The organism is Streptomyces sp. NPDC050674 (assembly GCF_040654575.1).
Lineage (GTDB): Bacteria > Actinomycetota > Actinomycetes > Streptomycetales > Streptomycetaceae > Streptomyces.
The window spans coordinates 60,303-82,394 of record NZ_JBFAIG010000026.1 but is presented as its reverse complement, the minus strand read 5'-3'; the positions used below and the strand labels follow the sequence as shown (position 1 = coordinate 82,394).

The 22,092-nt window shown below is 70.6% G+C and carries 22 protein-coding genes and 1 pseudogene; 14 read left to right on the top strand and 9 right to left on the bottom strand.

The window, feature by feature from the left end; genetic code table 11:
* Window positions 1-120: 120 nt before the first annotated feature.
* From AB0I06_RS31790 to AB0I06_RS31780, 3 genes are all read right to left on the bottom strand, one after another.
* A complete protein-coding gene (locus AB0I06_RS31790) occupies window positions 121-696 on the bottom strand; it encodes a calcium homeostasis/redox stress adaptation protein (protein ID WP_363122307.1) in 576 nt (191 codons plus the stop codon).
* Window positions 697-843: 147 nt separating this feature from the next.
* Window positions 844-1,302, bottom strand: coding sequence for a peroxiredoxin (locus AB0I06_RS31785; protein WP_363122306.1), 459 nt, complete (start codon window positions 1,300-1,302; stop codon window positions 844-846).
* Window positions 1,303-1,405: 103 nt separating this feature from the next.
* Entirely contained in the window at window positions 1,406-1,843 is a 438-nt protein-coding gene (locus AB0I06_RS31780; RefSeq protein WP_363122305.1) for a DUF3052 domain-containing protein, read from the bottom strand.
* Window positions 1,844-2,272: 429 nt separating this feature from the next.
* Between AB0I06_RS31780 and aceE the strand changes: the two genes are divergently transcribed.
* Window positions 2,273-5,020, top strand: a complete 2,748-nt coding sequence (gene aceE, locus AB0I06_RS31775) for a pyruvate dehydrogenase (acetyl-transferring), homodimeric type (protein ID WP_363122304.1) — start codon at window positions 2,273-2,275, stop codon at window positions 5,018-5,020.
* 83 nt (window positions 5,021-5,103) lie between these two features.
* Window positions 5,104-5,838 (top strand): potassium channel family protein, encoded by a 735-nt coding sequence (locus AB0I06_RS31770; protein WP_363122303.1) that lies wholly within the window; start codon window positions 5,104-5,106, stop codon window positions 5,836-5,838.
* A 54-nt stretch (window positions 5,839-5,892) separates the two neighbouring features.
* On the opposite strand, the gene AB0I06_RS31765 is transcribed toward AB0I06_RS31770, so the two are convergent.
* Window positions 5,893-6,207: a small hydrophobic protein gene (locus AB0I06_RS31765; RefSeq protein WP_363122302.1), complete on the bottom strand. Its 315-nt coding sequence runs from the start codon at window positions 6,205-6,207 to the stop codon at window positions 5,893-5,895.
* Window positions 6,208-6,443: 236 nt separating this feature from the next.
* Window positions 6,444-8,069, bottom strand: a complete 1,626-nt coding sequence (locus AB0I06_RS31760; protein WP_363122300.1) for an MFS transporter — start codon at window positions 8,067-8,069, stop codon at window positions 6,444-6,446.
* A gap of 108 nt (window positions 8,070-8,177) precedes the next feature.
* Between AB0I06_RS31760 and AB0I06_RS31755 the strand changes: the two genes are divergently transcribed.
* The 3 genes from AB0I06_RS31755 (at window position 8,178) to AB0I06_RS31745 (ending at window position 11,022) form a co-directional block, all read left to right on the top strand.
* Window positions 8,178-8,822 carry a TetR family transcriptional regulator gene (locus AB0I06_RS31755; RefSeq protein ID WP_363122299.1) on the top strand — a complete coding sequence of 215 codons (645 nt, stop codon included), beginning with the start codon at window positions 8,178-8,180 and terminating at the stop codon, window positions 8,820-8,822.
* Between the two features lie 73 nt (window positions 8,823-8,895).
* A complete protein-coding gene (locus AB0I06_RS31750; protein WP_363122298.1) occupies window positions 8,896-10,104 on the top strand; it encodes an alpha/beta hydrolase in 1,209 nt (402 codons plus the stop codon).
* A 66-nt stretch (window positions 10,105-10,170) separates the two neighbouring features.
* Window positions 10,171-11,022 carry a DUF4429 domain-containing protein gene (locus AB0I06_RS31745; RefSeq protein WP_363122319.1) on the top strand — a complete coding sequence of 284 codons (852 nt, stop codon included), beginning with the start codon at window positions 10,171-10,173 and terminating at the stop codon, window positions 11,020-11,022.
* Window positions 11,023-11,100: 78 nt separating this feature from the next.
* Here the strand turns inward: AB0I06_RS31745 and AB0I06_RS31740 are convergent, their stop codons facing one another.
* Together AB0I06_RS31740 and AB0I06_RS31735 are read right to left on the bottom strand one after the other, a co-directional pair.
* Entirely contained in the window at window positions 11,101-12,117 is a 1,017-nt protein-coding gene (locus AB0I06_RS31740) for an aldo/keto reductase (protein ID WP_363122297.1), read from the bottom strand.
* Entirely contained in the window at window positions 12,114-12,581 is a 468-nt protein-coding gene (locus AB0I06_RS31735) for a MerR family transcriptional regulator (protein WP_363122296.1), read from the bottom strand. Before AB0I06_RS31735 ends, AB0I06_RS31740 begins: the two co-directional genes overlap by 4 nt.
* Window positions 12,582-12,736: 155 nt before the next feature.
* On the opposite strand from AB0I06_RS31735, the pseudogene AB0I06_RS31730 reads away from it, so the two are divergent.
* Window positions 12,737-12,841: pseudogene (locus AB0I06_RS31730) on the top strand (GNAT family N-acetyltransferase); the annotation flags it as partial.
* A gap of 18 nt (window positions 12,842-12,859) precedes the next feature.
* Window positions 12,860-13,675: a serine hydrolase domain-containing protein gene (locus AB0I06_RS31725; RefSeq protein ID WP_363122295.1), complete on the top strand. Its 816-nt coding sequence runs from the start codon at window positions 12,860-12,862 to the stop codon at window positions 13,673-13,675.
* Here the strand turns inward: AB0I06_RS31725 and AB0I06_RS31720 are convergent.
* The gene (locus AB0I06_RS31720; protein WP_363122318.1) at window positions 13,672-14,328 is read right to left on the bottom strand and encodes a pirin family protein; all 657 of its coding nucleotides are present in this window, start codon (window positions 14,326-14,328) and stop codon (window positions 13,672-13,674) included. The genes AB0I06_RS31725 and AB0I06_RS31720 overlap by 4 nt on opposite strands.
* Window positions 14,329-14,390: 62 nt before the next feature.
* Here AB0I06_RS31720 and fasR point away from each other — a divergent pair, with 62 nt between their 5' ends.
* The 5 genes from fasR (at window position 14,391) to fabF (ending at window position 19,302) form a co-directional block, all read left to right on the top strand.
* Window positions 14,391-15,596 (top strand): fatty acid biosynthesis transcriptional regulator FasR, encoded by a 1,206-nt coding sequence (gene fasR, locus AB0I06_RS31715; RefSeq protein ID WP_363122294.1) that lies wholly within the window; start codon window positions 14,391-14,393, stop codon window positions 15,594-15,596.
* 89 nt (window positions 15,597-15,685) lie between these two features.
* Complete coding sequence (locus AB0I06_RS31710) at window positions 15,686-16,597, top strand: ACP S-malonyltransferase (protein ID WP_363122293.1); 912 nt, start codon at window positions 15,686-15,688, stop codon at window positions 16,595-16,597.
* A gap of 15 nt (window positions 16,598-16,612) precedes the next feature.
* On the top strand, window positions 16,613-17,614 hold the full coding sequence (locus tag AB0I06_RS31705; protein ID WP_363122292.1) for a ketoacyl-ACP synthase III: 1,002 nt from the start codon (window positions 16,613-16,615) through the stop codon (window positions 17,612-17,614).
* Window positions 17,615-17,695: 81 nt separating this feature from the next.
* Window positions 17,696-17,944 carry an acyl carrier protein gene (locus tag AB0I06_RS31700; protein ID WP_003989952.1) on the top strand — a complete coding sequence of 83 codons (249 nt, stop codon included), beginning with the start codon at window positions 17,696-17,698 and terminating at the stop codon, window positions 17,942-17,944.
* A gap of 86 nt (window positions 17,945-18,030) precedes the next feature.
* Window positions 18,031-19,302, top strand: coding sequence for a beta-ketoacyl-ACP synthase II (gene fabF, locus AB0I06_RS31695; RefSeq protein WP_363122291.1), 1,272 nt, complete (start codon window positions 18,031-18,033; stop codon window positions 19,300-19,302).
* A gap of 140 nt (window positions 19,303-19,442) precedes the next feature.
* Here fabF and AB0I06_RS31690 read toward each other — a convergent pair whose 3' ends face one another.
* The gene (locus tag AB0I06_RS31690) at window positions 19,443-19,937 is read right to left on the bottom strand and encodes a DUF3145 domain-containing protein (RefSeq protein WP_363122290.1); all 495 of its coding nucleotides are present in this window, start codon (window positions 19,935-19,937) and stop codon (window positions 19,443-19,445) included.
* 258 nt (window positions 19,938-20,195) lie between these two features.
* On the opposite strand from AB0I06_RS31690, the gene AB0I06_RS31685 reads away from it, so the two are divergent.
* Window positions 20,196-21,083 (top strand): SGNH/GDSL hydrolase family protein, encoded by an 888-nt coding sequence (locus tag AB0I06_RS31685; RefSeq protein WP_363122289.1) that lies wholly within the window; start codon window positions 20,196-20,198, stop codon window positions 21,081-21,083.
* 27 nt (window positions 21,084-21,110) lie between these two features.
* Window positions 21,111-22,082: an aldose epimerase family protein gene (locus AB0I06_RS31680; RefSeq protein WP_363122288.1), complete on the top strand. Its 972-nt coding sequence runs from the start codon at window positions 21,111-21,113 to the stop codon at window positions 22,080-22,082.
* Window positions 22,083-22,092: the final 10 nt, after the last annotated feature.

The window sequence follows — 22,092 nt, the reverse complement described above, 5'->3', positions numbered from 1 at the left end:
CCTTGGGCCACAGGCCCGGTGGTGTCACTGAGGTGGTCCTGCGCGTCCGGCGCCGCACGTAAACCGTGCGGCGCCGGACGAAAAGTCCTCGGGGTCCTGTCGTCAGGGCCCGTCGGACGGTCAGACGTTCACGCCGAAGTCCTGCGCGATGCCGCGCAGGCCCGAGGCGTAGCCCTGCCCGATGGCACGGAACTTCCACTCCGCGCCGTGCCGGTAGAGCTCGCCGAAGACCATGGCGGTCTCGGTGGAGGCGTCCTCGCTCAGGTCGTAGCGGGCGATCTCGGCCTCGCCGGCCTGGTTCACGACGCGGATGAACGCGTTGCGCACCTGGCCGAAGGACTGCTGGCGGGTCTCGGCGTCGTAGATGGAGACCGGGAAGACGATCTTCTCGACGTCGGCCGGGACGGCGGCGAGGTTGACCTTGATCTGCTCGTCGTCGCCCTCGCCCTCACCGGTGATGTTGTCACCGGTGTGCTCGACGGAGCCCTCGGGGCTCTTGAGGTTGTTGAAGAAGATGAAGTGCTGGTCGCTGGCGACCTTGCCGGAGCTGTTCAGCAGCAGCGCGCTGGCGTCCAGGTCGAAGTCCGTGCCGGTCGTGGTGCGGACGTCCCACCCCAGACCGACGATGACCGCGGTCAGGCCCGGCGCCTCCTTGCTCAGCGATACGTTGCCGCCCTTGCTGAGGCTGACTCCCACGAGTCCTCCATTGGTGTCCAGGGGCGGGATGCCCCGTTGTGCTCGGATGTCGGATCAACGAGTCGATCCTAGTGACGGGTTCCCACCCCTCGCAGGCCCTGAAGCCGACAATTCAGCGGGTGTCGAGCACAGGCCGCCCGACCGGCGTCACAGGGAGTCGAGCGCCTTCACGTAGTCGTTCAGGTCGCGCGCGTCCGGCAGGCCGTTGACGACGGTCCATCGCACGACGCCCTCCTTGTCGATGACGAAGGTGCCGCGCACGGCGCAGCCCTTGTCCTCGTCGAAGACGCCGTAGGCCCGCGAGACGTTGCCGTGCGGCCAGAAGTCCGACAGCAGCGGGTACTCCAGGCCCTCCTGCTCGCCGAAGACGCGCAGGGTGTGGATGGAGTCGTTGGAGACGGCGAGCAGCTCGGTGTCGCGGTCGGAGAACTGCGGCAGGTTGTCGCGCAGCGCGCACAGCTCACCGGTGCACACGCCGGTGAAGGCGAAGGGGTAGAAGAGCAGCACGACGTTCTTGCGGCCCCGGAAGTCGGACAGCCGCACGGCCCGGCCGTGGTTGTCCTTGAGCTCGAAGTCGGGGGCCTTCTCGCCGACCTGGATCGCCATCGCGTGGGTGTCCCTTCTCGGTCTTCTCGGGTGGGGCCACCCTACGCAGGCACCGGGGCAGGCCGAAGGGCGGGCCGGCGACGCCGGCCCGCCCGCCGTACGGCTACCGCTTGGACTTGGCGGCCTTGGGTGTGGCCAGCCGGCTGCCGCTCCAGTCCTTGCCGACGCTGACGCTCTTGGAGGCCGTCAGTCCGGCGGTCGTGGCGGCTTCCGAGATGTCACTCGGCTCCACGTAGCCCGAACGGCCGGTCTTGGGGGTGAGGAGCAGGATGGCACCGCCCTCTTCGATGTACGTGGTGGCATCGACCAGCGCATCCGTCAGGTCGCCGTCGTCGTCACGGAACCACAGCACAACGGCGTCGGCCACGTCGTCGTAGTCCTCGTCCACCAGGTCGCTCTCGACGATGCCCTCGATGGCCTTGCGGAGCTCCTGGTCCACGTCGTCGTCGTAGCCGATCTCCTGGACCACCTGCCCGGGCTGGAACCCCAGCCTGGCGGCAGGGTTCGTCCGCTCCTCCGCGTGGTCCGCGGTCGCGCTCACGGGTTGCCTCCTGATCTTGTTTTGGGAATAACTCAGCCACGCGCGTGCGCGAAGCATTGGCCGTAGTCCACACGGGCGGGACGGATCGCGCAAGTACCCGGCCGTTCGGACCGCCGAAACGGTGACGATCCTGGCTGTGTCACCGCAACTTCAGGCACACCATCATGGCCCGAGGTGACGCACACCACACCTTTCTGCCCCGTTTGGGCGTTTGGGAATCGTCTGTGGGTACGAGACTCGAAGGTATTCGCCCCATACGTCACGGACTCGGGACAGAGTCGATCTTACGCTCGGGTTACCGCTCGGTAGAGATGACGATTCACGGCCCCGAGGTGGACCATGGGGAACGGCGCAGCCCCCAGCGACGACGCCCAGCGACGACAGCGAAACAGCGGCCTTCGCACGGCCCTCTGACAGGTAAGGAACAGCGTGGCTTCCGCATCCGATCGCAACCCGATCATCATTGGCGGCCTTCCGAGTCAGGTTCCTGACTTCGATCCCGAAGAGACACAGGAGTGGCTCGACTCCCTCGACGCCGCCGTCGACGAGCGCGGCCGGGAGCGCGCCCGTTACCTGATGCTGCGGCTGATCGAGCGGGCCCGCGAGAAGCGCGTGGCCGTGCCGGAGATGCGCAGCACGGACTACGTCAACACCATCCCCACCAAGAGCGAGCCGTTCTTCCCGGGCAACGAGGAGATCGAGCGCAGGATCCTCAACGCCACGCGCTGGAACGCGGCCGTGATGGTCTCCCGGGCCCAGCGCCCGGGCATCGGCGTCGGCGGCCACATCGCCACGTTCGCCTCCTCCGCCTCCCTCTACGACGTCGGCTTCAACCACTTCTTCCGCGGCAAGGACGAGGGCGACGGCGGCGACCAGGTCTTCTTCCAGGGCCACGCCTCCCCCGGTATCTACGCCCGCGCCTTCCTGCTGGACCGGCTCAGCGAGCAGCACCTGGACGGCTTCCGCCAGGAGAAGTCCAAGGCGCCCTACGCGCTGTCGTCGTACCCGCACCCGCGGTCCATGCCGGACTTCTGGGAGTTCCCGACGGTCTCGATGGGCCTCGGCCCGATCGGCGCGATCTACCAGGCGCGCATGAACCGCTACATGGAGGCGCGCGGGATCGCCGACACCTCCAAGTCGCAGGTCTGGGCCTTCCTCGGCGACGGCGAGATGGACGAGCCGGAGTCGCTGGGCCAGCTGTCCATCGCCGCCCGTGAGGGCCTGGACAACCTCACCTTCGTCGTCAACTGCAACCTCCAGCGCCTCGACGGCCCGGTGCGCGGCAACGGCAAGATCATCCAGGAGCTGGAGTCGATCTTCCGCGGTGCCGGCTGGAACGTGATCAAGCTGGTCTGGGACCGCAGCTGGGACCCGCTGCTCGCCCAGGACCGCGACGGCGTGCTGGTCAACCGGATGAACACCACGCCCGACGGGCAGTTCCAGACGTACGCCACGGAGACCGGCGCGTACATCCGCGACCACTTCTTCGGTGACGACCACCGGCTGCGCGCGATGGTCGAGGGCATGACCGACGACCAGATCCTGCACCTGGGGCGCGGCGGTCACGACCACCGCAAGATCTTCGCGGCGTACAAGGCGGCCGTGGAGCACAAGGGCCAGCCGACGGTGATCCTCGCCAAGACGATCAAGGGCTGGACGCTGGGCCCCAACTTCGAGGGCCGCAACGCCACGCACCAGATGAAGAAGCTGACGGTCGACGACCTCAAGCGCTTCCGCGACCGTCTGCACCTGCCGATCCCGGACAAGGAGCTGGAGTCCGGCGTGCCGCCGTACTACCACCCGGGCCGGGACTCGGAGGAGATCCAGTACATGCACGACCGCCGCAAGTCGCTCGGCGGTTACGTGCCCACGCGCGTGGTCCGCTCCAAGCCGCTGCCGCTGCCCGAGGACAAGACGTACGCGACGGTGAAGAAGGGCTCGGGCCAGCAGTCCATCGCGACCACGATGGCGTTTGTCCGGCTGCTCAAGGACCTCATGCGGGACAAGGAGATCGGCAAGCGGTTCGTGCTGATCGCGCCGGACGAGTACCGCACCTTCGGCATGGACTCGTTCTTCCCGAGTGCGAAGATCTACAACCCGCTCGGCCAGCAGTACGAGTCGGTCGACCGTGAGCTGCTGCTCGCCTACAAGGAGGCGCCCAACGGCCAGATGCTGCACGACGGCATCTCGGAGGCCGGCTGCACGGCGTCGCTGATCGCCGCGGGCTCGGCCTACGCGACGCACGGCGAGCCGCTCGTCCCGGTCTACGTCTTCTACTCGATGTTCGGTTTCCAGCGCACCGGCGACCAGTTCTGGCAGATGGCCGACCAGCTGGCGCGCGGTTTCGTCCTGGGTGCGACCGCCGGCCGTACGACCCTGACCGGTGAGGGTCTCCAGCACGCGGACGGCCACTCGCAGCTGCTGGCCTCGACGAACCCGGGCTGCGTCGCCTACGACCCGGCGTTCGGCTTCGAGATCGCGCACATCGTGCAGGACGGCCTGCGCCGGATGTACGGCTCCTCCGAGGAGCACCCGCACGGCGAGGACGTCTTCTACTACCTGACCGTCTACAACGAGCCGATCCAGCACCCGGCCGAGCCCGCGAGCGTGGACGTGGACGGCATCCTCAAGGGCCTGTACCGGTTCAGCGAGGGCACCTCCGGCTCGATCCCGGCGCAGATCCTGGCCTCCGGTGTGGCGGTGCCCTGGGCGGTCGAGGCGCAGAGGCTCCTGGCCGAGGAGTGGAACGTCAAGGCCGACGTCTGGTCGGCGACCTCCTGGAACGAGCTGCGACGCGACGCCGTGGACTGCGAGGAGCACAACCTGCTGCACCCCGAGGAGGAGCAGCGGGTGCCCTACGTGACGCGCAAGCTGGCGGACGCGCAGGGCCCGGTCGTGGCGGTGTCGGACTGGATGCGCTCGGTCCCGGACCAGATCGCGCGGTGGGTGCCGCAGACGTACCAGTCGCTCGGCGCGGACGGGTTCGGCTTCGCCGACACCCGGGGCGCGGCCCGCCGCTTTTTCCACATCGACGCCCAGTCGATCGTGGTGGCGGTGCTGACCGAGCTGGCCCGTGAGGGCAAGGTGGACCGCTCGGTGCTCAAGCAGGCCATCGACCGGTACCAGCTGCTCGACGTGTCGGCGGCGGACCCGGGGGCCGCGGGCGGCGACGCGTAACACGTCAAGCCCTGTCAAGGGGTGGTGCGCCTCACGGACACACCGTGGGCACACCACCCCTTCACGTTTCCTACGATGCGCCCATGCAGCAGCAGCCGGCCCAGCTCCGCTGGGAACATCGCACCCAGCGGCCCCTCTTCGGCCTGGCCGTCGCCTTCGCCGTCGCCTACGCCGTGCCGATCGTCCGGCCGGACGCGGGCCCGGACATCGTCCGGGTGTGCACGGCCGTCGAGTGGGTGGTGTGGGGGGCCTTCGCCCTCGACTACGGCGTACGGCTGGCGCTCGCGCCGCACCGGGGGGCCTTCGTGCGGACGCACTGGCTCGACCTGGGCGCGGTGCTGCTGCCGATGCTCCAGCCGATGCGGCTGCTGCGGCTGGTGTCCACGCTGTTGCTCGTCGGGCAGCGGGCGCGGATGGCCTCGCAGATACGGCTGACGACGTATGTCGTGGGTGCCGTGGTCGGGTTGCTGATGTTCGGGTCGCTGGCCGTGCTGTCGGTCGAACGGGACTCCCCCGACGGGAACATCAGGACGCTGGGCGACGCGGTGTGGTGGTCCTTCACGACGATGACGACCGTGGGGTACGGGGACCACGCGCCGACCACCGGACTGGGACGGATGCTGGCGGTCGGGCTGATGCTGTCCGGGATCGCGCTGCTCGGTGTGGTGACGGCGAACATCGCCGCCTGGTTCATCGCGCGGTTCGAGAAGGACGACGTCGAGGAGCGGCGCCAGACCGAGGCGATACGGGAGCTGACGGAGGAAGTGCGGGCCTTGCGCGGGGAGTTGGCGCAGCTCAAGGGAGACCTGGTGGAGTGACGAGAGGGCCCCCGGCCGAGCGGCCGGGGGCCCTTCTCACACTTCTCATCCGGGTCAGAACAGACCCGTACCCATACCCGGTGTGGCCGCTCCGGACAGCCAGATGACGGCCAGGAGCGTGTCGATGGCGCCCAGGACCAGGGCGATCACGGCCGCGGTGGGGCGGGAGCCCGACCACGCGCGGCCCATGGCGAGCCAGCCGCAGACCATCGCGACGGGACCGAGGACGATCCCCAGCACGAAGAAGCCTGCAACGGCGCAGATGACTCCGATGAGTCCGAGCGTCGCGCGATCCGTCCCGGTCCGTGACCACGTCCGGCCACGTGAGCGGGGGTGCCTGCGCGTACCGTGTCCGAAGCTCGCCATCATCAACTCCCGTAAACCCTCGGTCGGTTGGGGTTCGGTTCGGGTATGACATGGCGAGTACCCCGTCAGTGGGGTTCAATCCCCGCTGCCTGCGCGCTGCCCCCCTCCGGCAGCGCGCCGCAGCGTCCGCCCTCCATGCCCTGCGGAGGACTTGACCCACTGTGACCTGCGGCGGGTGCCGGAGGGGAGGGTTCGACGGTGTTGTTCACCCTGATAGGCGAACGGGCCGTCAGGGAGCGTCAGATGTGCGCCGCGCCTGCGCCGGCCTCCGCGTTCTCACCGCGCTTGGTGAGGAACGCGACCAGTACGGCCACCACCGCGACCCCGGCCGCGACGAGCGAGGCCGCGCTCATGCCCGAGATGAACGTGTCGTGCGCGACGCCCGTGATCTTGGCGGCGATCGCGTCCGGCGTGCCCGGCGCCACCGGCGGGACGCCGACCTGGACCGCCTCGGAGGCCTGGTGCTCCTGCTCCGGGGTGAGCGGCGGCAGGCCCGCCTTCGCCCAGTTGCCGGCCAGGTCGCTGTTGACCTTGGAGGCCATGACGGCACCCAGCACGGCCGTGCCGAGGCTGCCGCCGATCTGCATGGCGGCCTGCTGGAGACCGCCCGCGACGCCCGACAGCTCCATCGGCGCGTTGCCGACGATGACCTCGGTCGCACCGACCATGACCGGCGCCAGACCGAGGCCCAGCAGGGCGAACCAGAGCGACATGATGGCGCTGCCGGTGTCCGTCTCCAGCGTGGACATCCCGTACATGGCGATCGCGGTGAGCGCCATGCCGCCCGCGAGCGGGACACGGGGGCCGAGCTTGGTGATCAGTACGCCGGCCAGCGGCGAGCCGACGATCATCATGCCGGTGAGCGGCAGCAGGTGCAGACCCGCGTCGATCGGGCTCATGCCGTGCACGTTCTGGAGGTAGAACGTCACGAAGAACAGGCCGCCCATGAACGCGATGGCCATCAGGACCATCAGCACGACACCGGCGGACAGCGCCACGGAGCGGAACAGCGCGAGCGGGATCAGCGGCTCCCTCACCTTCGTCTCCCAGAAGGCGAAGAGCGCGAAGCACAGCACCGAGGCGCCGAGGAAGCCGAGCGTCTTCGGGTCGCCCCAGCCCCACTCGGACGGCGGGGCCTTGATGAGCGCCCACACCAGGCAGAACACGGCCGTCGACAACAGGGCGATGCCCAGGAGGTCGAAGGAGCGCGGGGCGTTCTCCGCCCGGTGGTCGAGCAGGATCAGCACGCCGAGGACGACGGCGAGGACACCGACCGGCACGTTGATGAAGAACACCGACTGCCAGTTGACGTGCTCGACGAGCACACCGCCGAGGATCGGGCCGCCCGCGGTGGACGCGCCGATGACCATGCCCCATATGCCGATGGCCATGTTCAGCTTCTCGGCCGGGAAGGTGGCGCGCAGCAGGCCGAGCGCGGCCGGCATCAGCAGCGCGCCGAACAGGCCCTGAAGGACGCGGAAGACGACGACGAACGCGATGCTGTCGGACAGGCCGATCGCGCCCGAGGCGGCGGCGAAGCCGACGACGCCGATGAGGAAGGTCTGCCGGTGACCGAAGCGGTCGCCGAGCTTGCCCGCGGTGATCAGGGAGACCGCGAGGGCGAGGAAGTAACCGTTGGTGATCCACTGGACCTCGGCGAACGTGGCGCCGAGGTCCTTCTGTATGGCCGGGTTGGCAATGGCCACGATGGTGCCGTCGAGGGCCACCATCATGACCCCCACAGCGACGGTGATGAGGGTGAGCCAGGGGTGCCCGCGCAGCCCCTTGGCCGGCGCCGCCCCCGACGGCGACGCCGGTTCCTTGCCCCCCGACCCCGTCGTGTCGATGGTGGTCTGACTAGTCATGCCGCGAGGCTAATGACAGCCACTGACAATTGACAAACCAATTCACTAGTCGGTCACTGACACGCCATCCCCGTATAGCCTGAACTGGGCAAACACTTCAGACGAGACGTGAGGCACCTCTTGAACCTGCGCGAACGCAAGAAGCGGCGCACCCGGGACGCCCTGCTGCGGGCCGCGCTGGAACTCTTCGCCACGCGCGGGTACGAGGAGACGACCGTCGACGACATCGCCGCCGCCGTGGACGTCTCGCAGCGCACCTTCTTCCGCTACTTCGCCGGGAAGGAGGAGACGGCGTTCTTCGTGCCGCGCCTCGCGGAGACGCTGGTCGTCGAGGCGCTGCGCAGGCGCCCGCCGGCCGAGGCGCCGCTGGAGGCGCTGCGCCGGGCCGTGCTGGAGAGCTGGGACGCGATCAACGAGGCCGTCGAGGAGCTCGTCCCGATCGACCTCCACATGCGGGTCTACCGGGTGATCGAGTCGACGCCCGCGCTGCTCGCCGCCCATCTGCGGCGCTCGGCGGAACTGGAGGAGCAGCTCGCGGGCATCATCGCCGAGCGCGAGGGGCTCGACGTGGACGCGGACCCCCGGCCCAGGATCGTGGTGGCGCTCTTCGGCGGGGTGATTCGTGTCACCGAGCGCCTGTGGTCCGCGGGGGACGACCTCAGCCTCGACGGCATGCGCGAACTCACCACGACGTACCTGGATCAGGTGGGTCCCGCACTGGCGGGGAACTGGCGTGCGGAGCCGTCCCCCTGACCTTGTCACCGAAACGTGATCCCGGTCACTTGGTTAACGCGAGACCCTCTCGTTCTCCTAGTGTGTCCTTTCAGTGACTTCCTTCGACACCTCCCCGCAACTGAACGTCTGGCGCGCACTGCTCGCTCTGGCCGTCGTGTTCGTGATGCTGGCGACCACCGGCTGGACGGCCCTGCGCAACCAGCGGGGCGCCACGCCGCTCCAAGCCTCGCTCTCCGCCTGGGAGCACGGCCGGATCGGCGGGCACCGGCTGCCGGACCCGCAGTCCGGGCCGGCCGCGATGACCCGCTTCTTCACCTCGCTGACCGAGCAGGACCGTTCGGCCCTGATCCGCAAGTACTCGCTCGCGGTGGGCAACATGAACGGCGCGCCGGTCGAGCTGCGCTACCGCGCCAACCACCTCGCGCTCGCGAAGGCGCTCAAGGTCGAGCGCGCCCGCATGCACGACAAGCGCCTCACCCCGGCCGGGCAGCACGAGGCGGGCCGCCGGATGCACCGCTTCGAGGACCTCATGGAGAAGGGCCGCCACATCCTGGCCTTCGACCCGGAGGGCTCGGGCCGGGTGGCGGAGGTCTTCGGCGACTTGCGCCGGGCGGAGCGGGTCTCGGTCGTCGTCCCCGGCGTCGACACCGACCTGCTCACCTTCCAGCGCACCCAGCGGAAGTACTCGGCGCCCGTCGGCATGGCCAGGTCCCTGTACGCGGCCGAGCGGACGGTCAGCCCCTCGACGCGTACGGCCGTCATCGCCTGGGCCGACTACACCGCGCCCAGCGGGATCGGCATCGACTCGGCCACCGCGATGCGCGCCGAGGAGGGCGCCGTGCGGCTGAACGCGCTCGTACGGGCGCTGCCGGGCCGCGCGCGGGTCTCGTTGTTCTGCCACAGCTACGGCTCCGTGGTGTGCGGGGTCGCGGCGCACGCGCTGCCGGACCGGGTGTCCGACATCGCGGTGGCCGGCAGCCCGGGCATGCGCGTCGAGAAGGCCGCCCAACTGGACACCACCGCCCGGGTGTGGGCGATGCGGGACGCCGACGACTGGATCCAGGACGTGCCCTACCTGGAGGTCGGCGGTCTGGGCCACGGGGCCGACCCGGTGTCCTCCGGGTTCGGGGCGCGGGTGCTGTCCGCCGCGGGCGCGAAGGGTCACGCGGGCTACTTCGTGCCGGGCACGGCAAGCCTGTTCAATTTCGCAGAGATCGGCGTCGGCGCATACCGCTCGGTGCACTGCGCGCACGAAGAGGGCGTCTGCCGTACCGGTTTGTCCGGTGCGGCTGCGGCCTGACGCGCGTAGAGGCGCAGGAATTGCGGTCTGCTCGGGAGGGGGACGGAGGAGCGCGTGCCGCATACGATGAGCCGCATGGGTGACGTACTGGCCGGATTTCATGCCGCCTGGGAGTTCGAGTCCGACTCCGTGCTCATCCGCTACGAACGGGGGATTCGAACACCCAAGCTCTTCCAGGCCCTCGGGGAACGCCGCGTGCCCCTGGAGGCGATCGCCGCAGTGACGCTGACGCGCGGGAAACGCGGCACGGCCGTGCTGCGCCTCGAGCCGCGCCCCGGGGCCGACCCGTTGATGGAGGCGGCCGCCGGGCAGCTGAAGGAGAGCGGCGACCCCTACCGGCTGGTGCTGCCCGCCGACCGGGAGGTCCTCGCGGAGTACTACGCCGACGAGCTGCGGAGCCTGCTGACGCGGTCCGGGCCGTCCGAGCGGTTCCTCGTGCCGCCCCCCGAGGGGCCGTTGTCGTTCAAGGCGTACGACGGCAAGGCGTCCTTCGACGGGCGGACCGTGAACTTCCGGTGGTTCTGGACCGGGGCGTCGTCGGCGAAGTGGAAGTCCGGCGACCAGAGCTTCTCCGTCGGGGAGCTGAACGGGGTGGAGTGGCGGTCACCGGAGGTGTTCGAAGGGCATCTGCGGCTCTTGCGGCGGGACGCGGAGGCGCCCGGGGTGCAGGCCGACCAGGACCCCGCGGCGGTGGTGTTCGGGCTGGGGTACGGGCCGGTGCACGAGTCGCTGCCGTTCGCCGCGGCGGTGCTGGCCGCGGTGCGGACATCCGGTCCGGTGGCCGCCGTTCCCGCGCCGCGGCGTGATCCCGCGGACATCGCCGAGCGGATCCGGCATCTCGGGGAGCTGCACCAGGCCGGGCTGGTGACGGACGAGGAGTTCTCGGTCAAGAAGGCCGAGTTGCTGGCGGAGCTCTAGCGTCGGCGGGGTGCTGCGCGCCGGCGAGTGCGGGTCGAGTGTGGCCGGTCGCGCAGTTCCCCGCGCCCCTACAGGCCTCTACTCACGGCCCGCCGACGTGAACGCCATGTCCGCGTAGCGGGTGCCCGCCACCTGGGCCGCGATGCCGTCCAGCAGGTCCAGCTGCTCGTCGGTCAGGACGATCCTGGTCGCCGCCGTGTTCTCCTCCACCCTGGCCGGCTTGCGGGTGCCGGGGATCGGGATGACCGGGAGGCCGTGGATCGTCGCCTGCTGCTGCACCCAGGCCAGGGCGATCTGACCGACGGTCGCGTCATGGGCCTCGGCGACCGAGCGGATCAGCTCCAGCAGGGTCGCGTTCGCCATCGCGTTGTCGCCCGTGAAGCGGGGCTGCTGGCGGCGGAAGTCGCCCTCGCTCAGGTCCTGGTGGGCGTCGGTGAAGGAGCCGGTGAGGAAGCCCCGGCCCAGGGGCGAGTACGCGACGAGTGCCACGCCCAGCTCACGGGTCGCGGGGACGACGTGCGTCTCGATGTCGCGGCTGAACAGCGACCACTCCGACTGCACGGCGGCGATGGGGTGGACGGCGTGGGCGGCGCGCAGTTCACCGGCCGTCACCTCGCTCAGACCGAGGTGCTTGACCTTGCCCTCGCGGACCAGCTCGGCCATGGTGCCGACGCTCTCCTCGATCGGCACGTTCACATCGCGCCGGTGCATGTAGTAGAGGTCGATGGCGTCGACGTCCAGGCGCTTCAGGCTCGCCTCGACGGCCTGGCGGATGTAGGGCGGGTCGTTGCGCACGATCCGGCGCGTGGGGTCGTCCGGGGGGATCGAGAGGGCGAACTTGGTCGCGATGACGACCTCGTCGCGGTGGGCCTTGAAGAACGGCGACAGGAACCGCTCGTTCTCACCGGCGCCGTACGCGTCGGCCGTGTCGTAGAGGGTGACGCCGAGTTCGAGCGCCCGCTCCAGGGTGGCGCGGGACGCGTCCGCGTCCGCCGGGCCGTAGCCGAAGCTCATGCCCATGCAGCCCAGGCCCTGGACACCCACCTCCGGCCCCAGGTCGCCGAGCTTCGCCGTCGTGATCCTGCCGTCCGTCATCGGGACCTCTCCGACGCCAGGGCACGCCCGGCGTCCGCGTAGAAACTGATCTTCCGGTCGAGCACGGCGAGTGTGCCCCGGAGTTCGTCGATCCTGGCCAGGACGTCCTCGCGGGTCGTCTTCAGCAGTTCGAAGCGCTCGACATAGGTGTGGTCGCCCTCGCGCACCAGTTCCGCGTACCGGACCATGTCCGCGACCGGCATGCCCGTCAGGCGGAGCTTGCCGACGAGGTCGAGCCAGTCGAGGTCGCGGTTGGTGTACCGGCGCTGGCCGGTGTGGGACCGGTCGATGTGCGGCATCAGACCGATGCGCTCGTACCAGCGCAGGGTGTGTGCCGTCAGGCCCGTGAAGGCGACGACCTCGCTGATCGTGTAGTGGTCGTCGCCGTCCGGGCGCCGGTTCTGGTGTTGCGTCGGGCCGGCGCAGGTGTCGGTCCTGGTCGCCGTGGTCTCCATCACCGTCATGGCTCCCACGCTAGAACCTTGGAGTGCACTCCAAGCAAGCGCCGACGGTAAGAAATCGGCAGGACGACAGGGCGAACCGGGCGATGCCGAAGGGGACTCGTGGCGTTCGTCGTCGACCGCCCCGAGCGGGAGGGGCCCCTGGCGTCCCTGGCCGGTTCCGCGAGCGCGGCGCCCGGCGCGTGCAGCCGACCGCCTCGCCCCTGTACGTCTCCCTGGGGTTCCGGCCCGAGCCCGACCCCTTGCTGGAGTTCACGCTCTGAGCGCATAGGCTCGACGGCATGTCGCTGAAGAGCCTCGCGCTGATCGAGAACTGGCCGGTTCCCACCGCTGCGGCGGGAGTCGTACGAGCGGACGGCACGGCCTTGGGCACCCACGGCCCGGCCGGGCAGCGCTTCCCGCTCGCGTCGGTGACCAAGCCGCTCGCGGCCTACGCGGTGCTCGTCGCGTACGAGGAGGGGGCCGTCGAGTTCGACGAGCCCGCGGGTCCCCCCGGTTCGACCGTCCGGCACCTGCTCGCGCACACCTCGGGCCTCGCCTTCGACGAGCACAGGGTCACGGCGCCGCCCGGGGAGCGCCGGCTGTACTCCAACGCCGGCTTCGAGCAGCTGGGCGACCATGTCGAGAAGGTCACCGACATCCCGTTCGGGGAGTACCTGCGGCAGGCCGTGCTGGAGCCGCTCGGCATGACCTCGACGACGCTGGAGGGCTCTCCGGCCAAGGACGGGGTGTCGACGGTGGAGGACCTGCTGCGGTTCGCCGCCGAGGTGCAGGCGCCGCGGCTGCTGGACCCGCGTACGGTCGCCGAGGCCATGAGCGTGCACTTCCCGGGCACCAAGGGCGTCCTGCCGGGGTACGGCCACCAGAACCCCAACGACTGGGGGCTCGGGTTCGAGATCCGCGACTCCAAGTCGCCGCACTGGACGGGCTCCTCGTCCTCGCCCCGCACGTTCGGGCACTTCGGGCAGTCCGGTACGTTCCTGTGGATCGACCCGGACGCGGGCGCGGCCTGTGTCGCGCTGACGGACCGGGCGTTCGGGCCGTGGGCGAGCGAGGTGTGGCCGGCCTTCACGGACGCGGTACTGGCCGAGATCTAGGCCGCGTTCATCTCCCAGACCAGCAGCTCCGCCTCCGTCACACCCTCGGCCTCCAGGCCCTTGGCGCCGGTGATCCGGGCCGCGTCGCCCGGGTGCAGTTCCGCGCCGTCGAGGCGGACGTCGCCGCGGACGACGTGCACGTACGTGGACGCCCCGTCCGGCACCGCCGTCCGCTCCCCGGGCCCCAGACGCCGCACGTGCAGCATCGCGCCGGCCTCCGGGAGCGCGTAGGGCGTGGAGTCGGCGATGCCGCGGACGACCTCGTAGAACGGGTCGCCGCCGGGCTCGAGCGGGGCCAGCCACATCTGGACGAAGGTCAGAGGCCCGGGGCCGTCGTTGCGCTCCACATGACGCACCCCGGCCGCCGAGCTGAGCCGCTGCACGTCGCCGTGCCGGACGACCGACTCGCGCCCGGTGGAGTCCCGGTGGGTCAGCTCGCCCTCCACCACCCACGTCACGATCTCGGTGTGGCTGTGCGGGTGTTCGTCGAACCCGGCGCCGGGCGCGAGCCGCTCCTCGTTGCACGCGAGCACCGCGCCGAAGCGGAGGTTGTCCGGGTCGTAGTGCGGCCCGAAGGAGAAGGCGTGCCACGACTCGATTCCGGCCGAGGGGTCGCCGCCCCGGTAGCGCTCACCCGCGCGCCGAATGTCCATCACGCGGTCCACCGTAGACCCGGCAGCCCACCTTCCCGTCCGGATAAGGCAGTCTTGTCCACGTGCCCGAACCCGAAACCGCCAAGAACGACGCCGCAGCCCACCCCGTCCATCCGCACTCCGCGACGCTGAAGCGGCTGGAGAAGTCGTCCGGATCGCTCGCCGCGCAGGCCATCGCGCGGATGGACGAGACGCTGCCCTGGTACCGGGCCATGCCCCCGGAGAACCGTTCCTGGATCGGTCTGGTCGCACAGGCGGGCATCGCCGCGTTCACCGAGTGGTTCCGGCGTCCGGACGCCCCGCAGGCCATCTCCACCGACGTGTTCGGCACCGCGCCGCGCGAACTGACCCGGGCGATCACCCTGCGCCAGACCGTGGAGATGGTGCGCACCACCATCGAGGTCATGGAGAGCGCGATCGACGAGGTCGCGGCCCCCGGTGACGAGCGGGTGCTGCGCGAGGCGCTGCTCGTCTACGCCCGGGAGATCGCCTTCGCCACGGCCCAGGTGTACGCGCAGGCCGCCGAGGCGCGCGGCGCGTGGGACGCCCGGCTGGAGTCCCTGGTCGTGAACGCCGTGCTCAGCGGCGAGGCCGACGAGGGCGCCGTGTCCCGGGCCGCCGCCCTGGGGTGGAACTCCCCCGAGCACGTGTGCGTGGTGCTCGGCACCGCGCCCGACGGCGACTCCGAACTGACCGTGGAGGCGATCCGGCGGGCCGCCCGGCACGCCAAGCTCCAGGTGCTCACCGGGGTGCTCGGCGACCGGCTGGTCGTCATCGCGGGCGGCAGCGACAACCCGCTGGCCGTCGCCAAGTCGCTGATCGGCCCGTTCGCCGCCGGGCCGGTCGTGGCCGGCCCGGTGGTGCCGGACCTGCTGGCCGCGACCCGGTCCGCGCAGGCCGCGGCGGCCGGGCTGAAGGCGTGTTCCGCCTGGCAGGACGCCCCGCGCCCGGTCCTGGCGGACGATCTGCTGCCCGAGCGGGCGATGGCCGGGGACCGCTCGGCCCGTGAGCAACTGGTGGAGGAGATCTACAGACCGCTGGAGGAGGCCGGGGCCGCGCTCCTGGAGACCCTCAGCGTCTATCTCGAACAGGCGAGCAGTCTGGAGGGCGCCGCCCGGATGCTGTTCGTCCATCCCAACACCGTCCGCTACCGGCTTCGACGTGTGACTGACGTCACCGGTTGGTCACCCTCCGATGTACGCTCTGCGTTCACGCTGCGAATCGCGCTGATCCTGGGGCGTCTGGTCGATGGAGATCTCCAGCCCTAAGGTTTTGTCGAGGCTCGACAAAACCCCCTCGTGTTCTTCGTCCCTGTCCCCACGGGCGGCCGTGCCCGTACCCAAGAGAGAGTGTGAGAGTGCTCGTACTCGTCGCTCCCGGCCAGGGCGCTCAGGCGCCCGGCTTCCTGACCCCCTGGCTCGAACTGCCCGGTGCCGCCGACCGCCTCGGTGCCTGGTCGGACGCCATCGGCCTGGACCTCGCCCACTACGGGACGCAGGCCGACGCCGACGCCATCCGGGACACCGCCGTGGCGCAGCCGCTGCTCGTCGCGGCCGGCCTGCTGTCCGCGGCGGCACTCGGTGACGTCACGCCCGGCGCGGTCGCCGGCCACAGTGTCGGTGAGATCACCGCGGCCGCCTACGCGGGCGTCCTCGACGACACCGCCGCGCTGACCCTCGTGCGCAAGCGCGGCCTGGCCATGGCCGAGGCCGCCGCGATCACCGAGACCGGCATGTCGGCGCTGCTCGGCGGAGACCCCGAGGTGAGCGTCGCGCACCTGGAGAAGCTCGGCCTGACCCCGGCCAACGTGAACGGCGCCGGGCAGATCGTGGCCGCGGGCACCATGGAACAGCTCGCCGCGCTGAACGAGGACATGCCCGAGGGCGTGCGCAAGGTCGTCGCCCTGAAGGTCGCGGGCGCGTTCCACACGCACCACATGGCTCCGGCCGTCGACAAGCTGGCCGAGGCCGCCAAGGAGCTCGTCCCGGCCGACCCCGAGGTCGCCTACGTCTCCAACAAGGACGGCGCGACGGTGACCACCGGCGCCGAGGTGCTGGAGCGGCTCGTCGGGCAGGTCGCCAACCCGGTCCGCTGGGACCTGTGCATGGAGACCTTCAAGGAACTCGGCGTCACGGCCCTGATCGAGGCCTGCCCCGGCGGCACGCTGACCGGTCTGGCCAAGCGCGCCCTGCCGGGTGTGAAGACCCTGGCGCTCAAGACCCCCGCCGACCTGGACGCTGCTCGCGAGCTCATCGCCGAGCACGCCTGACAAGGAGCCCGGAGCATGGCGAAGCTGAAGCCCAGCAAGGGCGCCCCGTACGCGCGCATCCTCGGCGTGGGCGGGTACCGGCCGACCCGGGTCGTGCCGAACGAGGTGATCCTGGAGACGATCGACTCCTCCGACGAGTGGATCCGCTCGCGCTCCGGTATCGAGACGCGGCACTGGGCCTCCGACGAGGAGACCGTCGCCCAGATGTCGATCGAGGCGTCGGGCAAGGCCATCGCGGACGCCGGGATCTCCGTCGAGCAGATCGGCGGCGTGATCGTCTCGACGGTCTCGCACTTCAAGCAGACCCCGGCCGTCGCCACCGAGATCGCCGACAAGCTCGGCACGAACAAGGCCGCCGCCTTCGACATCTCGGCGGGCTGCGCGGGCTTCGGCTACGGCCTGACCCTCGCCAAGGGCATGATCGTCGAGGGCTCGGCGCAGTACGTCCTGGTGATCGGCGTCGAGCGGCTGAGCGACCTGACGGACCTGGAGGACCGCGCGACGGCCTTCCTGTTCGGTGACGGCGCCGGCGCGGTCGTGGTCGGTCCGTCGCAGGAGCCCGCGATCGGCCCCACCGTGTGGGGTTCCGAGGGCGACAAGTCCGAGACCATCAAGCAGACCGTGCCGTGGACGGACTACCGCGACGGGACGGTCGCGAAGTTCCCCGCGATCACCCAGGAAGGCCAGGCGGTGTTCCGCTGGGCCGTGTTCGAGATGGCGAAGGTCGCCCAGCAGGCGCTGGACGCGGCCGGGATCACCGTGGACGACCTGGACGTCTTCATCCCGCACCAGGCCAACGTGCGGATCATCGACTCGATGGTGAAGACCCTGAAACTGCCGGAGCACGTCACGGTCGCGCGTGACATCCGCACCACCGGCAACACCTCGGCCGCCTCGATCCCGCTCGCGATGGAGCGGCTCCTGGCGACCGGCGAGGCGAAGAGCGGCGACACCGCGCTCGTCATCGGCTTCGGGGCGGGTCTCGTCTACGCCGCGACTGTCGTTACCCTCCCCTAGGCACTCCGTGCCGGATCATGCGGTCCGGGACGGTGCGTACCACCCGCCACACCCTCTGGATATCTACGAAGGAGCGCCAACATGGCCGCCACTCAGGAAGAGATCGTCGCCGGTCTCGCCGAGATCGTGAACGAGATCGCCGGCATCCCGGTTGAGGACGTCCAGCTGGACAAGTCCTTCACCGACGACCTGGACGTCGACTCCCTGTCCATGGTCGAGGTCGTCGTCGCCGCCGAAGAGCGCTTCGACGTCAAGATCCCCGACGAGGACGTCAAGAACCTCAAGACCGTCGGCGACGCGACCGACTACATCCTCAAGCACCAGGGCTGATCGACCGATCACGCCCCTGGGCTGACTGCCCCGCCACCCGGCGGTGGCGCCGCTTAATCCTCGGATCCGTTGGAGAAAGAATTCCCGTGAGCTCGACCAATCGCACCGTGGTCGTCACCGGTATCGGCGCAACCACACCGCTGGGTGGCGACGCAGCCTCTACCTGGGAGGGCCTGGTCGCCGGCAAGTCCGGCGTCAAGCCCCTGGAGCAGGAGTGGGCGGCCGAACAGGCCGTCAAGATCGCGGCCCCGGTGGCCGTGGAACCGACCGAGGTCATCCCCCGGCCGCAGGCCCGCCGGCTGGACCGCTCGGCGCAGTTCGCGCTGGTCGCGGCCCAGGAGGCCTGGAAGGACGCCGGTTTCGAGGCGAAGGCCGGCGAAGACCCGAACATCGACCCCGACCGGCTCGGCGCGGTCATCGCCTCCGGCATCGGCGGCGTGACGACCCTGCTCGACCAGTACGACGTGCTGAAGGAGAAGGGCGTTCGCCGCGTCTCCCCGCACACCGTGCCCATGCTGATGCCCAACGGCCCGTCGGCCAACGTGGGCCTGGCCGTGGGCGCCCGGGCGGGCGTGCACACGCCGGTCTCCGCCTGCGCCTCGGGCGCCGAGGCCATCGGCTACGCCATCGAGATGATCCGCACCGGCCGTGCCGACGTCGTCGTCGCGGGCGGCACGGAGGCGGCGATCCACCCGCTGCCCATCGCCGCGTTCGGCAACATGATGGCGATGTCCAAGAACAACGACGACCCGCAGGGCGCGTCGCGTCCCTACGACACCGCCCGTGACGGTTTCGTCCTCGGTGAGGGCGCCGGTGTCATCGTCCTGGAATCCGCCGAGCACGCCGCCAGGCGCGGCGCCCGGGTGTACGCCGAGGCGGTCGGGCAGGGCATCTCCGCCGACGCGCACGACATCGTGCAGCCGGAGCCGGAGGGACGGGGCATCTCGCACGCCCTGCAGAACCTGCTGGACCGCACCGACCTGGACCCGGCGGAGATCGTGCACGTCAACGCGCACGCCACGTCCACGCCGGCCGGTGACATCGCCGAGCTGAAGGCGCTGCGGAAGGTGTTCGGCGACCACGCCGACCACTTCGCGGTGTCCGCGACGAAGTCGATGACCGGACATCTGCTGGGCGGTGCCGGTGGTGTGGAGACGGTGGCGACCGTGCTCGCGCTGTACCACCGGGTGGCTCCGCCGACGATCAACGTGGAGAACCTCGACCCCGAGGCCGAGGCGAACGCCGATGTCGTCCGGGGCGAGGCCAGGAAGCTGCCGGTCGAGGGCCGCATCGCCGCGCTGAACGACTCGTTCGGGTTCGGTGGGCACAACGTGGTGCTGGCGTTCCGGACGGTTTGATCCTGAGCGTCGAGTGGCCCGAACTCCTTGGGTGGAGTTCGGGCCATTCGCCGTTTTCCGTGACGTCGGATGCCGTGCGCGGGCTCGTGGGGTTGTTCGCGCAGTTCCCCGCGCCCCTGGAGGCGCGTCCCTGAGGGCGTCTACACCACCTGGTGGAGCCAGCGGACCGGGGCGCCCTCGCCTGCGTAGCGGAAGGGTTCCAGTTCGTCGTCCCAGGGCTTGCCCAGGAGTTTGCTGAGCTCGGCCTCCAGGTCGGTCTCACCGCGCTGCGAGCGCTGGAGGGCCGCTCTGAGGCGGTCCTCGGGGATGAGGATGTCGCCGTGGATGCCGGTGACGGCGTGGTAGATGCCGAGGTCGGGGGTGCAGCTGTACCGCTCGCCCTCGGCGGAGGGGCAGGGTTCGGCGGTGACCTCGAAGCGGAGCAGGTGCCAGCCGCGCAGTGCGGAGGCGAGTTTGGACGCCGTGCCGGCCTGGCCCTGCCAGGAGAACTCCGAGCGCCAGGTGCCCGGTGCGGCGGGCTGGCGGATCCAGTCCAGGCTGACGCGTGTGCCGAGCACCCCGGCGACGGCCCACTCGACGTGCGGGCACAGCGCGCGCGGCGCGGAGTGCACGTACAGAACTCCACGTGTCGTCACCGGAACCTCCGGGCAGAGCGGGACATGGTGCAAACGGGCGGAACGGCTGTGACCGGGGGGTCACGTTGATGGCGAGGCTACCGTGCGGGGGCGCAAGGAGTGTGACGTACGGTCGGTCCAGGTGCCGGGAAACGCCCGCCATTCACCCAGGGGGACGCTTGTGCGGGTGTGAGCCGTTGCACCTGATCGGCCGGGAACCCTCGTGCGTTGTCATGGGGTGGGGAGACGGACACGGCGTGGCGAGGGGATGGACCAGGGATGCGGAAGCGAAGCCGTACCGCGCGGGGCGTTCTGGCCGTGGTCGCGGCGGCCGTGCTGGGTATCACCGGGTGTGATGCCGTGGGGGGTGATTCCGCCGCCCCGTCCGCATCCGCGAAGCCGTCGCCCACGCCCACGCCCCTGTGGGACCGCAGCCCTCGTTCGGTGGCCGCCGTCGGTGACTCCATCACCCGGGCGTTCGACGCCTGTGACGTGCTGTCGGACTGCCCTGAGGCGTCCTGGGCGACCGGGTCGAGCCGCGAGGTCGACTCGCTCGCCGTACGGCTGCTGGGCAGGACGGGGGCCGCTCAGCGCAGTTGGAACTACGCCGTGACCGGGGCGCGCATGGCGGATCTGCCCGGGCAGATGGCGCGGGCGGTGCGGCGGAAACCGCAGTTGGTGGCGGTGATGGTCGGGGCGAACGACGCCTGCCGGTCCACGCCCGCGGCGATGACCCCGGTCTCCGCCTTCCGGGCCGACTTCGAGGATGCGCTGCGCGGTCTGCGCAAGGCCCTGCCCAGGACGCAGGTGTTCGTGGCGAGTGTGCCGAACCTGAAGCGCCTGTGGTCCGAGGGCCGGGGCAGCCCGATGGGCAAGCAGGTGTGGAAGCTGGGCATCTGCCCGTCGATGCTGGGCGACCCGGATGCCCTGGACCCGGCGGCGGCCCTGCGGCGGGACACGGTGCACAAGAGGGTGGAGGACTACAACAAGGTCCTGGAGGAGGTCTGCGCCGAGGACGAGCGGTGCCGCTACGACGGGGGCGCGGTGTACGACTACCGCTTCGGCACGGCCCAGTTGAGCCGCTGGGACTACTTCCACCCCAGCGTGGACGGACAGGCCCGGCTGGCGGAGATCGCGTACCGCACGGTCACCGCGAGGAGGCCATGACCCGGGCTCTGTCCTAGAGTTCCGCACATGAACGAACTCTTCGGGACACTTTCCGACGGCACCCCGGTGCACCGCTGGACCCTGGAGCGGTCGGGCGTGCGGGTACGGGTCCTGTCGTACGGCGGGATCGTGCAGTCCGTGGAGGTGCCGGACCGGGAGGGCCGGGCCGGGGACGTGGTGCTGGGGTTCCCGGACCTCGGCGGGTATCTCGCCCACCCGGAGCCCTATCTCGGTGCCCTGGTCGGGCGGTACGCCAACCGGATCGCCGGTGGCCGCTTCACCCTGGACGGGCGGACGTACGCCCTGGAGCCGAACAACGGGCCGAACGCGCTGCACGGCGGGGTGCGGGGCTTCGACAAGCGGGGCTGGCAGGCGGAGCCGGTCGCGCACGGGGTGCGGCTGACGCGGGTCAGCCCGCACGGCGAGGAGGGGTTCCCCGGCCGGCTGGAGGTCTCGGCGACGTACACGCTCGACGCGAGCGGGGCGCTGCGGATCGCCTACGAGGCGGTGACGGACGCGCCGACCGTGGTGAATCTGACCAACCACAGCTACTTCAACCTGGCCGGCTCCGGCGACGCGGGCGGCCATGAGCTGCGCCTGGCCGCCTCCCGGTACACGCCGGTCGACGCGGACTTCATCCCGGCCGGTGACCCGCAGGACGTGACCGGCACGCGCTTCGACTTCCGCGAGGCCCGCAAGACCGGCTCCGGCTACGACCACAACTTCGTGCTGGACAAGGGGGTGACGGACGCTCCGGTGGAGGTCGCCGAACTGCACGACCCGGCGTCGGGGCGGGTGCTGACGGTGGCGACCACCGAGCCCGGCCTCCAGCTGTACACCGCCGACCACCTGAGCGGCCCCTTCGCGCCCGGCGAGGGCATCGCGCTGGAGACCCAGCACTTCCCCGACTCGCCGAACCGGCCGGACTTCCCGACGACCGTGCTGCGGCCGGGCGCGGTGTACCGCTCGGAGACGGTGTACGGCTTCGGCGCCCGCTGAGGGGGCCCGT

What these genes read in the sequence shown, in the direction of transcription:
- AB0I06_RS31745 (WP_363122319.1), top strand. Translation starts at nt 10,171, where the DNA reads ATGAGCCGCATGGGTGACGTACTGGCCGGATTTCATGCCGCCTGGGAG.
- AB0I06_RS31770 (WP_363122303.1), top strand. Translation starts at nt 5,104, where the DNA reads ATGCAGCAGCAGCCGGCCCAGCTCCGCTGGGAACATCGCACCCAGCGG.
- AB0I06_RS31725 (WP_363122295.1), top strand. Translation starts at nt 12,860, where the DNA reads ATGTCGCTGAAGAGCCTCGCGCTGATCGAGAACTGGCCGGTTCCCACC.
- AB0I06_RS31765 (WP_363122302.1), bottom strand. Translation starts at nt 6,207, where the DNA reads ATGATGGCGAGCTTCGGACACGGTACGCGCAGGCACCCCCGCTCACGT.
- AB0I06_RS31760 (WP_363122300.1), bottom strand. Translation starts at nt 8,069, where the DNA reads ATGACTAGTCAGACCACCATCGACACGACGGGGTCGGGGGGCAAGGAA.
- AB0I06_RS31740 (WP_363122297.1), bottom strand. Translation starts at nt 12,117, where the DNA reads ATGACGGACGGCAGGATCACGACGGCGAAGCTCGGCGACCTGGGGCCG.
- AB0I06_RS31680 (WP_363122288.1), top strand. Translation starts at nt 21,111, where the DNA reads ATGAACGAACTCTTCGGGACACTTTCCGACGGCACCCCGGTGCACCGC.
- AB0I06_RS31720 (WP_363122318.1), bottom strand. Translation starts at nt 14,328, where the DNA reads ATGGACATTCGGCGCGCGGGTGAGCGCTACCGGGGCGGCGACCCCTCG.
- AB0I06_RS31705 (WP_363122292.1), top strand. Translation starts at nt 16,613, where the DNA reads ATGGCGAAGCTGAAGCCCAGCAAGGGCGCCCCGTACGCGCGCATCCTC.
- AB0I06_RS31735 (WP_363122296.1), bottom strand. Translation starts at nt 12,581, where the DNA reads ATGACGGTGATGGAGACCACGGCGACCAGGACCGACACCTGCGCCGGC.
- AB0I06_RS31700 (WP_003989952.1), top strand. Translation starts at nt 17,696, where the DNA reads ATGGCCGCCACTCAGGAAGAGATCGTCGCCGGTCTCGCCGAGATCGTG.
- AB0I06_RS31685 (WP_363122289.1), top strand. Translation starts at nt 20,196, where the DNA reads ATGCGGAAGCGAAGCCGTACCGCGCGGGGCGTTCTGGCCGTGGTCGCG.
- AB0I06_RS31785 (WP_363122306.1), bottom strand. Translation starts at nt 1,302, where the DNA reads ATGGCGATCCAGGTCGGCGAGAAGGCCCCCGACTTCGAGCTCAAGGAC.